Here is a 9,910-nt window from a genome sequence, read left to right as displayed (position 1 = left end):
GAGATCTCCGTAGACTTCGGTCTGTGAGGCTCCCAGTAGATGACTGGGTTGATAGGCCAGATGTGGAAGCGCGGTAACGTGTGGAGCTGACTGGTACTAATAAGCCGATGACTTGATATTCTCCCTCATTAAGTTGAGGGGCATGGATTTCGGGATTCTTAAACGATATTGTTCGCGTTCACTTTGTGGTTCTTGATGTACGAGAAGCCACGCCAGACAGCATGTCTGATTCGCTCTTGAGTGGGTGGGTTGGGTATTCTGGTGTGGTTGATATGTTCATAGAGTTACGGTGGTTATAGCGTCAGGGAAACGCCCGGTTGCATTCCGAACCCGGAAGCTAAGACTGACAGCGCCGATGGTACTGCACTCGGGAGGGTGTGGGAGAGTAGGTCACCGCCGGACACCTTTTGGTGGGTGAGAGGGGATAGCCTTTCAGCAATGATTGCTGGGGTTGTTCCCTTTCGCTATTTTGTAGGGGGGTTCGCTTCCTGGGGTAGGCTTTCGGGTCTGTTCTAGGGGGCGGGCCCCCCTTTTTTTGTGCCCTAAATCCGGGCACCTAACCAGGGAGGTGTGAGGCACTGCGTGCGATGACAAGGGGACGGGCTTGAGTGAGCTCCACGAATGTTCCTGCAGCGTTCTGTTCGCTCGTGCCCCTGTGTGGCCTGTTCGGCCTCTTAATCTGCGACGGTGATGCCAAGATGATCAGCGAAGGCTGTGGTCATGTACATGAGCTGCTCGTGCGAGAGAACTGCTCCACGCAAGCCTTCGAATCCCTCGAAAGCTTCGAAGTCGAGACCTCGGAGATCGAGGTTCTTTGCCTGTGCTCGGTTGAGAGTGAGCTTTCTCGTGCGGCAGTTCTCGAACTGTACGCGGTCGACTTTCGCTCCGCCGAGGTCGACTTCGTCGAGCGTGCAATTGCGGAAAATGACGTCGCGAACGTTCGCGCCACGAAGATTGACCCAACCGAGCTTCGAATCAACAATGAGCACACGTCGAACCTCTGCATCAGGTACGTCCACTGCGCCCAGGCGCGAAGCCGTTATCTCGACGTCACGCCAAGTGCTGCCTGCGGCTGCGAGACCGGGTGCTGCGAGGCGATTGAGGTGCGTCTGGATCATCCGTCCACCACGAAGCTGTAATCGCTCCACAGCGCAATCTACGAGCTCGCAGTCGAGGAAAGAGGCGCCCGAAAGGTCAGCGGGAAGCTCCTCCTTCGAGAACTGGAGGCCATCAAGATCGCAGCCGGGCTCTAAGTCGCCGGCATAGCCTTCCGCGAGGTGTGGAAGTTGAAGTGGGCTGACCTGTGGAGTTGTGTCTTTCGCGAGCTTTGGCATGGGTTTACCCTAGCGGTAGCCTCCGACACTGCTGAACGCTGTGTGGGTTGGGAGATCCGCTCAGAGAAACCAAATGGCCCTGGCAGTCGCCTGCATCGTAAGTGATGCGGCGGCCGCCAGGGCCATTGTGGGCTGTACCGGTATTACGCCTGGGGCGGGTACTGGTACGGGGCCTGCTGTGCAACCGGCTGCCCGTAGCTGAGGTCTCGGTCAAAGCGGCGTCCTGCTGCCTTCGACGGCAAGATGAAGAACACGATCAGCGCAATGCTTGCGATGTAGCCCAGGTACGGGATGAATCCGGCAAGACCGATGAGCCAAAGAGTTCCGGGGAAGTTGCCATCGTGCAGACGGCGCCACGAAATCGCGATCTGGGGCACGAGGGTGCCGAGCCAGAGCACGAGAAGCATAATTCCGCCGACGACCATCATGAGCACACCACCCGCGCTCGGTACGCCCATGTACGGGTTGCCGTAGCCATTACCGTAGCCGTAGTCATAGCTGTAGTAATCCATGTACGACAGTGCTGGCAGCACCATGAACATGCCGATGGTGAAAATGATCGTCGGGATGATCGCAAGCAACGATACGAACAGGTACGACCACCAGTACTCGCTGCGCGATGCGCGGCCCGAGAACTTGGCGTAGGACTTGAAGTAACGCTTGATTGCCTGACCGAAGGTCGCGCCATACAGTGGGCGGCTGAGGTCCATAGGGTCAATCGCGCCGTCGAAGGGTTCACCGGGGCCGGGAACGCCAGCGCCCTGCGGCTGCTGATACGGGTAACCGGGAGCAGCCTGCTGGTACGCAGGTGCGCCATAAGCGGGAGCTGCAGGAGCACCGTAAGTCGGTGCTGCGGGTGCTGCAGGTGCTGCGGGTGCTGCATTAGCCGCGGGGTAGACAGCCGGTGCCGTGTAGCCAGCATCTGCCGGAGGCGCGCCGTAGGCCGGTGCTGCCGGTGCTGCCGGTGCGGCCGGAGCCGCAGGCGCATCGTTGGCCGGAACCGCGGGTGCAACTGGTGCGGCCGGTGCAGCCGGGGCTGCAGGTGCGGTTGGAGCCTCGGGCGCAGTCTGGTCAGTCGCGGGAACTTCGGGAGCTGCAGGAGCGGCCGGTGCCGCGGGAGCCGCCTCGGGGGTGACCTCGGGTGCGTTCTCGTCAGGGTTCTGCGGGCCCTCGGGTGGCAGGTTCGTCATGGTGCTTCTTCTCCTTGAGTGAGAGCGCGTGCATGGACAGCCCGCACGAAGCCGGCTGATACTTCAAGCGTACGCATGTTTCTGTCATCTGTATGGGAATCCTTTGCGTGCGCCGTCAATTGAGTGATTTCTCTTGGGAATCCACAGGCGCGCTGCACTTGTCGGTGGTCGTAGATAGACTCATCCACATGCGCCTCGGAGTCATCGATGTCGGATCAAATACTGTCCACCTGCTCGTGGTCGACGCCCACCCGGGCGCGAGCCCCAACCCGTACCAGAGTGAGCGCACCACGCTACGTCTCATGCGGTACCTCGATGCTGAGGGTGCAATTACGGGGGAGGGCGTGCAGCTGCTCGTTGACGCGATCCGCAACGCAGTTCGCGTTGTGCGTGAGATCGGCGTCGACGACCTGATTGCTACTGCGACGAGCGCGATCCGCGAGGCGGCCAACGGTCCAGAGGTGCTTGCTCGCATCGAGCGGGAGACCGGTATCCCCTTGCAGGTCTTGTCTGGCGAAGACGAAGCGCGGATCACGATGCTCGCGGTACGTCGTTGGCTCGGCTGGTCCGCAGGGGAGATCCTGCTTTTTGATATTGGTGGCGGCTCATTCGAGATCGCGCAGGGCGTTGACGAGTATCCCGAAGTGCAGGTTTCGCTGCCGCTGGGTGCTGGCCGCACGACTATTAACTACTTGCGGGAAGATCCGCCCTCACGAGAGGCAGTGTCGGCGTTGCGCGCCCATGCGCGCGCAGAGTTCACGAAGGTGCGTGATGAGCTCTTCGCAGACCGTCCCAATCCGAAGCGCGTCGTTGGTACATCGAAGACGATTCGATCACTGGCGCGACTCGTTGGCGGGCCGCCCGATCCGGTCACCGGTGACCTTGCTCAGTTGCACTATGCGGGCCTGCGTGAGTGGGAGCCGACGCTGCGTCAGATGCCAGGTTCGGTGCGCGAGTACCTGCCGGGTATCACTCCTGAGCGCGGCTATCAGATCATTGCTGGTGCGGTGGTGCTGCGCACTGCGATGAAGGTGTTCGGTGTTGAGACGCTGACCATCTCGCCCTGGGCGCTGCGCGAGGGTATCGTGCTGCGCTACATCGATGCGCTCGATGGCCGCGGCGCTGATCCGGTCACTGAAAGCTTCCGTGGCGTGCAGTCATGACCGAAGGCGCCCCTGACCTCTTCGATCAGTTGTACGCAGCAGCCGTGAGTGCGCGCGTTGATGCCTATGCGCCATATTCAAACTTCACCGTGGGTGCTGCAGCGCTCGTTTTCGGTGGTTCTGGTCATGGACTCGGCGTCCCACGCATCGTGACCGGGTGCAACGTTGAAAACGCGTCATACGGGCTGACCCTGTGTGCCGAGTGCGGCGTTGTGTCAGAGCTCCACGCCTCGGGCGGTGGCGAGCTCGCCGCGCTCATTTGCGTGGGTGGTGATGCTGGCGCTGATCCGCGCATCGTGATGCCGTGTGGTCGGTGCCGTCAGCTGATTTCTGAGCACGCGGCTGCGAGCTTTGTCTTGCAGGGTCTAGATCGCGAGTACTCAATGGAAGAACTCCTGCCAGCGGCATTCAGTGCAGACGAGGTGCGTCCCGGCTAGCTCCGGTGCGCGTGACCACAAGAGACACAGAACGAGAGAAGGACAAACTTCATGCTTGAACCGTTTGATGCAGTTGATGTGATCCGTGTAAAGCGTGATGGCGGCGCCGTGCCTGAGGCGGAGCTGCGCTGGCTAGTTGACGCGTACACCCGTGGGTATGTCTCGGATCCACAAATGGCGGCGTTTGCAATGGCGGTGTTTCTCAACGGGATGGCACGTGAGGAGATCCGCGTACTCACTGACGCAATGATCGCGTCGGGGGAGCGGATGTCGTTTGGTGCGCTGTCAAAGGTGACCGTCGATAAGCACTCAACGGGTGGCGTTGGCGACAAGATCACGTTGCCCCTCGCGCCGCTCGTTGCTTCGTTTGGAGTTGCTGTGCCGCAGCTGTCCGGTCGCGGACTTGGTCACACGGGTGGCACGCTCGACAAACTCGAGTCGATCCCCGGCTGGCGTGCGGCGCTGACGAACGAGGAGCTGTTCGCGCAGCTCGAAGACGTCGGGGCAGTGATCTGCGCTGCCGGCTCCGGCCTCGCGCCCGCAGACAAGAAGCTGTATGCGCTGCGCGACGTGACGGGTACGGTGAACTCGATCCCGCTTATCGCCTCGAGCATCATGTCGAAGAAGATCGCCGAGGGCACTGACTCGCTCGTGCTCGACGTAAAGTTCGGTTCAGGCGCGTTCATGCAGGACTACGCGCTCGCGCGTGAGCTTGCCGAGACCATGGTGGCGCTCGGCGTCGACTCCGGTGTGCGCACGACAGCGTTGCTCACAGATATGAATACCCCGCTTGGTCGCGCAATTGGCAACGCGAATGAGGTGCGGGAATCGGTCGAAGTGCTCGCCGGTGGCGGTCCAGCCGACGTCCGTGAACTCACGGTAACCCTTGCTCGGGAGATGCTTGCGCTCGCGGGGCAGCCAGACGCTGACGTCGAAACGGCACTCGACGATGGACGTGCGATGGATGCGTGGCGGCGGATGATCCGCGCCCAGGGTGGTGACCCAGATGCCGCGCTGCCGATCCCGCGCGAGACCCACACCATCGTCGCGCCGATGACAGGCGTGCTCACAAGGCTCGATGCACTTGCTGTCGGAGTAGCCGCATGGCGACTCGGGGCAGGTCGAGCCCGCGCGGAAGACGCCGTCGTGTTCGCTGCAGGAATCGATCTGCACGCAAAACCGGGCGACCTGGTGACGGCCGGTCAGCCGCTGATGACCCTATCTGCTGATGACGGTGGTCGCTTTGCGCGTGCGATCGAGGCACTTGAAGGCGCATGGGACATCGATTCTGGCGCGGATCTGCAAAGCGTTGCCCATTCCCCGCTCGTGCGCGACCGTATAAGTGAGTAGGGCGTCCCCGCCAAATCGTTGAGAATTCAACGCAACGCGCGCGGGAAACGCGCAGAAGGGGCCTCGATTTTGCCGACAGGCGTTCCAGTGGGTAAAGTTATATCTCGTTGGAGCGGTTCGAAAGAGCTTCTGAAAGACAACAATCCACATTGGGATATGGTGTAATTGGCAACACTACGGTTTCTGGTACCGTCATTCTAGGTTCGAGTCCTGGTATCCCAGCCACATACGAGTTTGTCGAACCATGGTCAAATGGACTGGTCAAGCTCGTTACGGTTTGAGAGCCCTTCGAATTCGTTCGAGGGGCTCTCGTCTTGCTCAGAACTGGTTGTTTGCCCGTTGTTTCTAGGTTCTGGAGGCTGTGTACGAGCCTAGTCGCCTCATTTTGCTGGGGGATCGCTTCGACAATGCCCTCATCTGCGTCGATGAAGATCTCGCTATAGAGAGCAATCAACACATCCCGACGTACGTCGTCAGGCGCATTGGCGTAGATGGTGCCAGTGTCTCCAAGTAGGTCGAGGTAAGCCACCGTCATTTCGACGCCGTACTGCAGTCGCTCGGCGGTGTTTTTGAGCTTCTCCGCGACCGCCGCTTTCTGAAGAGACACCTTCTCGAGCTGTGTGTGTACTTTTTCAATGGCAGCTGTCCCTGTTGCTGCGAGATTGATTAACCGTTCCTCCTGCGCCTCGAGCTTGGTGAGTTGTTTGCGCAGGTGAGCTTTCGCTTCCTTATCGGACATGAGGATGCTATTCACTGCATCGACAACCAGCTGTTTGAGCTGATCAATATTGCTGGGCGCGAACCCCTCGGAGATGATCGCTTCTTTGACGGCTCGTTCAACAACTTCAATGCGCAGCCATGGCATATCGCAGAGGCGACGCTGCTTGGCTGTGCAGACGAAGTATTCATATACCCCACCGTTGCCCGCTGCTTGGCTATAAAGCAACCTGCTGCGGCGACCGTTCTTTTCGCAGCGGGCGCAGTAGATGATTCCTTTGAAGTAATGAAAATGCGTGACGTCTTTGTCCCCACGTTGTGATCGCTGATCCAGCAAGGTTTGAGCTTTGAGAAAAACTTCCTTAGAGATCAGCGGTTCGTGTCGCCCGGCGTAGAGTTTGCCCTTGTATCGGTTAACTCCCGTGTAATAGGGGTCGCGAAGAATCCCCGCCAGACGACTATGGCTGACGGGCCGCTCTGCCCTTGCGGGGGATGCCCGAGTCGTGAGGCCTTGCTCCTCCATGATGTCTCGAAGTTGGGCTACTGAGTAGTTGCCGGTTGCATACTGCTCGAACGCCCACGCAATTAGTGGGCCTCGGATCGGGTCAACATCGATTGTGTTCACGAGTCGGCCACTGAAGTCCTTTCGGACGTTGAGATAGCCGAGCTTGGCGCGACCGACCGAGCCGCCTTGTTCGACTTTGTGAGCCATCTTGACTTTGACGTCCTCGCCGTTCATCCTGACTTGGACTTCATTCATGACGTCCGTGATGGCTTCCATCGCGTCGGCCATGTACCCCTCGCCGAACTCCTCTTTCGCGGAGATCAGGCGCACGCCTTTTTCGAGGAGCTGTCGCTTTGTGATTGCCGCGTCGGTGAAGTTACGAAACACACGTGAACGCATATAGATCACGACGAACTTCACCTCGGGATGTTCGTCGAGATAGCGCAGCAGCTTCTTAAACTCGGCGCGCTTGCTGATCGTCTGAGCGGACTGACCGGGTTCAATGAATTCCCTACTTACAGTTGCACGGAGTTCGCGTACCTTCCGCATCGCCTCGACCCGTTGAGTGGCGATACTGTTGCCGTCCTCGTCGAGGTCAGCGGCCGTGTGAAGTTGACGCGGCGTCGAGACGCGAAGGTAAAGCACGGCTTGAGAGGTCATCGTATTTGCGCTTGTGCTCGGCTCGTCGCTCCATGCTGTCGCAAGGTGTTCCAGGCCGGTGATGGAATTCACTATCGGTTTCGTGGTGGCACCCTCACTGCCTAGTGGGGCTTCTAGATCTTCGAACATTTGCAGGCTCCTTTCCTCTTATGACTCTTCGCATTGACGCTCGATCTGGGCAAGAAGTCCAGTCCAGCTACCTATTCCAAGGCAAACTCATCGGGTTCACCCCCGAAGGCTCCACGATGTATCTTTTACCTCGGCCTATGGCCAAAAGTGCCGTCATCATCTGCTGGAGATATGTTCTCCTGAGTGTCAAACTCGCTGCGCCGACCCCGCTCGTGCGCTGCAAGATTCAGTAGCGCTCGGGCAAGCAAGCGAATATCCGGTTTTTTCTTTCTGACCAGGGTCGCCCGGGCTACACGCTTTGTTCGTGTAGAGGCGTCGAGCTGTGGCGGAGACTTATCCAGACGCCGTCTATTTGCTGAAGACATAGACCCTGCCCTCTTCCTCAACGAAGTCGTATCCCTCACGGGCTTCGTCAATGAGTGCTTCGAAGTCGGGCTGAATCGTGTCGAAGAACAAGTGCCGTTCGCTGGCGTACTCAGTGACCTCACGTTCACGCTCATCGACCTCGGCCAGCTCGTGCACGGCGTCCTCAATGTCGCGGTATGTTCTGACGTAGTGCTCGTCAAAGTCCTCCATGATTCTGCCGCTCATGGCATTCACGTCAGGCAGGGAGAGAAAGGCACGGAGCCCGGCGTCTTCGTGAGCTTGCAGCTCCAGAAGGGTTTCGCCAAGGTCTGCGATAGCGCTGCTGCCGTAGTTGCCGGGCACATGAGTGACGACCGCCCGGTCATCAACAACCATAACGGTCGGGACGAGGAGCTTTTCGAGTGTGAACGGGCGTTGCTCCCAGTGGTCGGTAGTCTGCGCGTTTGGGAAGTCGCGGTGGATGAGGAATGTGCCGAGCCAGTCGATCTGCTCCCTGGCCCAGGCTGGTGCATCAGGGTCTTGGTAGAGGGTGAGGTATTCGTCGCGGATGCGTTCGTAGTCACCGTCGCCGGTGCGACCGAAATCAGCCAGTGCGCTCATCCGTCCGATACCACGGCCGAGGACATGTGCGATCGTGCGAGCCGTACCCTTCTCGATATCGGTGCGCTGCTCCACTGCCTTGGCAATACCGCCCGCGATGAAGTCGCCAAACCGGTGTGAAGCGACCTCGATCCGACGCCAGTCAGTAGTATCTGACTCCACCGCTGGACGTGGTAAGTACTCGCCACTCCGGGTGAATTGTTCGGGGGTGTTCATGACTGGCCTCCCTTCGTGAAGAGGATGTGTCTGGCGAGGGCATCGACCCAGGCTTCCTGCTCGAATGGCACACGTACATCGTTCAGTTCATCGAGCACGGACTCGGCATCGAGGTTTCCGGTTGCGGCGAAGCGTTCGAGTGCGGTGCCAGGGCCGTCGTGCAGAGTAGCTGCGATGATCCTGGCGACCGCAATCCCCTGGGCTTCGGGTTCGAGGAGAAGCGCCAGCTTAATGATCTGGGTGGCTTTCTCGCTCTGGTCTGGTGCGCTGATTTGCGTTGACGGAGTTGTGGTGGTTGATGGTGATGAGTTCATGGTGTTTCTCCTTCCTCATACAGTTGGTGAATACGGGGCGACAATGGGGAGCGTCGTTGTGCTGGTGCCGGTGCGGAATAGGCCTGGCGTGAGGGTCTGATCCTTCGAGATGACCTGCTGGATTTTGCTCGCCCGCACCTCATCTGGGGTCACCCAGACAATGCCCGGGTAGAGGCCGTCGTGTTCGGCTTGCACGGCACCGCTTTGGAAGTGCTGCTGGTAGAGACGGCACTTGCGAATGATCGCCGGGAGATGCTCAGTGTCGAGGTCGATCTCCACGAAGCTGTGCGTCTCGGACTCACTGTCTGCGGTGACGACATACAGGTCAGGCTTGAGGGTTTGTGCGCCGCCGTGCGCGGCATGAAACTGCTGCCACGTTGCCGGTTCGGCCTGTAGCTCGAGAATCTCGAAGCTGCCACTTCTCGCCTCTTCAATGAGGCATGCGGCGAACCGGGCGACCGCCAAGGTGTGGGTTTGGAAGCCGTGGGAGGGGTCGACGTAACGGCGACGGCCACGCACGCCCCGGAGGGCGCGTAGGAGCCGTTCTCCGGTACTGCCGAGGTGCCATACGGTTTGGGTTGAGCCGTGCCCGACACCGCCCACACGTCGCCCGACGCGGGAGGCTAGGCCGTGCCCCTCCAGCCGCGTAAGTACCCGAAGCGCCGTCCGCGTGGCGGAGCCCTGGGTACGGTGTGGGCCACCCTCGTACGCAGGGAACTCCAGCCGCTGCACCAGCCGGGTGTCAAGCAGCCGGAAACGTTCCAGTGCTTCGAGCACGCGCAGGTCACGGTCAGTGAGCTGAGCACGCAACTCGGTGATCTTATAGGGGGATCGTTCTGGGGCCATCTCGGCACCTCCTTTCAATGAGCGTCAGTTATGAATTGTCAAAGAACAGCAAGTCACTCAGGTCTGAACTACGGCACCCCTTC

At 59.7% G+C, this 9,910-nt stretch carries 8 protein-coding genes, 1 tRNA gene, 2 rRNA genes and 1 pseudogene; 6 read left to right on the top strand and 6 right to left on the bottom strand.

The features are described from left to right. Window positions 1-120, top strand: a 23S ribosomal RNA gene (locus ICL81_RS06700); the annotation flags it as partial. A gap of 165 nt (window positions 121-285) precedes the next feature. Continuing rightward, window positions 286-402: ribosomal RNA gene (gene rrf / locus ICL81_RS06695) — 5S ribosomal RNA — on the top strand. A gap of 272 nt (window positions 403-674) precedes the next feature. Here the strand turns inward: rrf and ICL81_RS06690 are convergent. Continuing rightward, window positions 675-1,334 (bottom strand): pentapeptide repeat-containing protein, encoded by a 660-nt coding sequence (locus tag ICL81_RS06690; protein ID WP_188034127.1) that lies wholly within the window; start codon window positions 1,332-1,334, stop codon window positions 675-677. 143 nt (window positions 1,335-1,477) lie between these two features. Beyond that, complete coding sequence (locus ICL81_RS06685) at window positions 1,478-2,524, bottom strand: DUF805 domain-containing protein (protein ID WP_188034126.1); 1,047 nt, start codon at window positions 2,522-2,524, stop codon at window positions 1,478-1,480. Between the two features lie 188 nt (window positions 2,525-2,712). Here ICL81_RS06685 and ICL81_RS06680 point away from each other — a divergent pair, with 188 nt between their 5' ends. The 4 genes from ICL81_RS06680 to ICL81_RS06665 all read left to right on the top strand — a co-directional run bounded on the left by ICL81_RS06680 (window position 2,713) and on the right by ICL81_RS06665 (window position 5,699). Next, a complete protein-coding gene (locus tag ICL81_RS06680) occupies window positions 2,713-3,687 on the top strand; it encodes a Ppx/GppA phosphatase family protein (protein WP_188034125.1) in 975 nt (324 codons plus the stop codon). Further along, window positions 3,684-4,124 (top strand): cytidine deaminase, encoded by a 441-nt coding sequence (locus ICL81_RS06675; RefSeq protein WP_188034124.1) that lies wholly within the window; start codon window positions 3,684-3,686, stop codon window positions 4,122-4,124. Before ICL81_RS06680 ends, ICL81_RS06675 begins: the two co-directional genes overlap by 4 nt. Window positions 4,125-4,175: 51 nt before the next feature. After that, window positions 4,176-5,474 carry a thymidine phosphorylase gene (locus ICL81_RS06670; protein ID WP_188034123.1) on the top strand — a complete coding sequence of 433 codons (1,299 nt, stop codon included), beginning with the start codon at window positions 4,176-4,178 and terminating at the stop codon, window positions 5,472-5,474. Between the two features lie 150 nt (window positions 5,475-5,624). Beyond that, a tRNA-Gln gene (locus ICL81_RS06665) sits at window positions 5,625-5,699 on the top strand. 649 nt (window positions 5,700-6,348) lie between these two features. On the opposite strand, the pseudogene ICL81_RS12180 reads toward ICL81_RS06665, so the two are convergent. The 4 genes and pseudogenes from ICL81_RS12180 to ICL81_RS06640 form a co-directional block, all read right to left on the bottom strand. After that, window positions 6,349-7,356: pseudogene (locus ICL81_RS12180) on the bottom strand (recombinase family protein); the annotation flags it as partial. 477 nt (window positions 7,357-7,833) lie between these two features. Further along, window positions 7,834-8,667, bottom strand: coding sequence for a hypothetical protein (locus ICL81_RS06650; protein ID WP_188034122.1), 834 nt, complete (start codon window positions 8,665-8,667; stop codon window positions 7,834-7,836). Continuing rightward, complete coding sequence (locus ICL81_RS06645; RefSeq protein ID WP_188034121.1) at window positions 8,664-8,981, bottom strand: hypothetical protein; 318 nt, start codon at window positions 8,979-8,981, stop codon at window positions 8,664-8,666. Before ICL81_RS06645 ends, ICL81_RS06650 begins: the two co-directional genes overlap by 4 nt. Before the next feature lie 15 nt (window positions 8,982-8,996). Beyond that, entirely contained in the window at window positions 8,997-9,827 is an 831-nt protein-coding gene (locus tag ICL81_RS06640; RefSeq protein WP_188034120.1) for a replication-relaxation family protein, read from the bottom strand. Between the last annotated feature and the right edge of the window lie 83 nt (window positions 9,828-9,910).

It is taken from the genome of Leucobacter sp. cx-328, from assembly GCF_014530035.1.
In the GTDB taxonomy this organism is placed as follows: domain Bacteria; phylum Actinomycetota; class Actinomycetes; order Actinomycetales; family Microbacteriaceae; genus Leucobacter.
The sequence above is the reverse complement of the archived record's forward strand: the minus strand, read 5'-3'. Positions and strand labels throughout refer to the sequence as shown.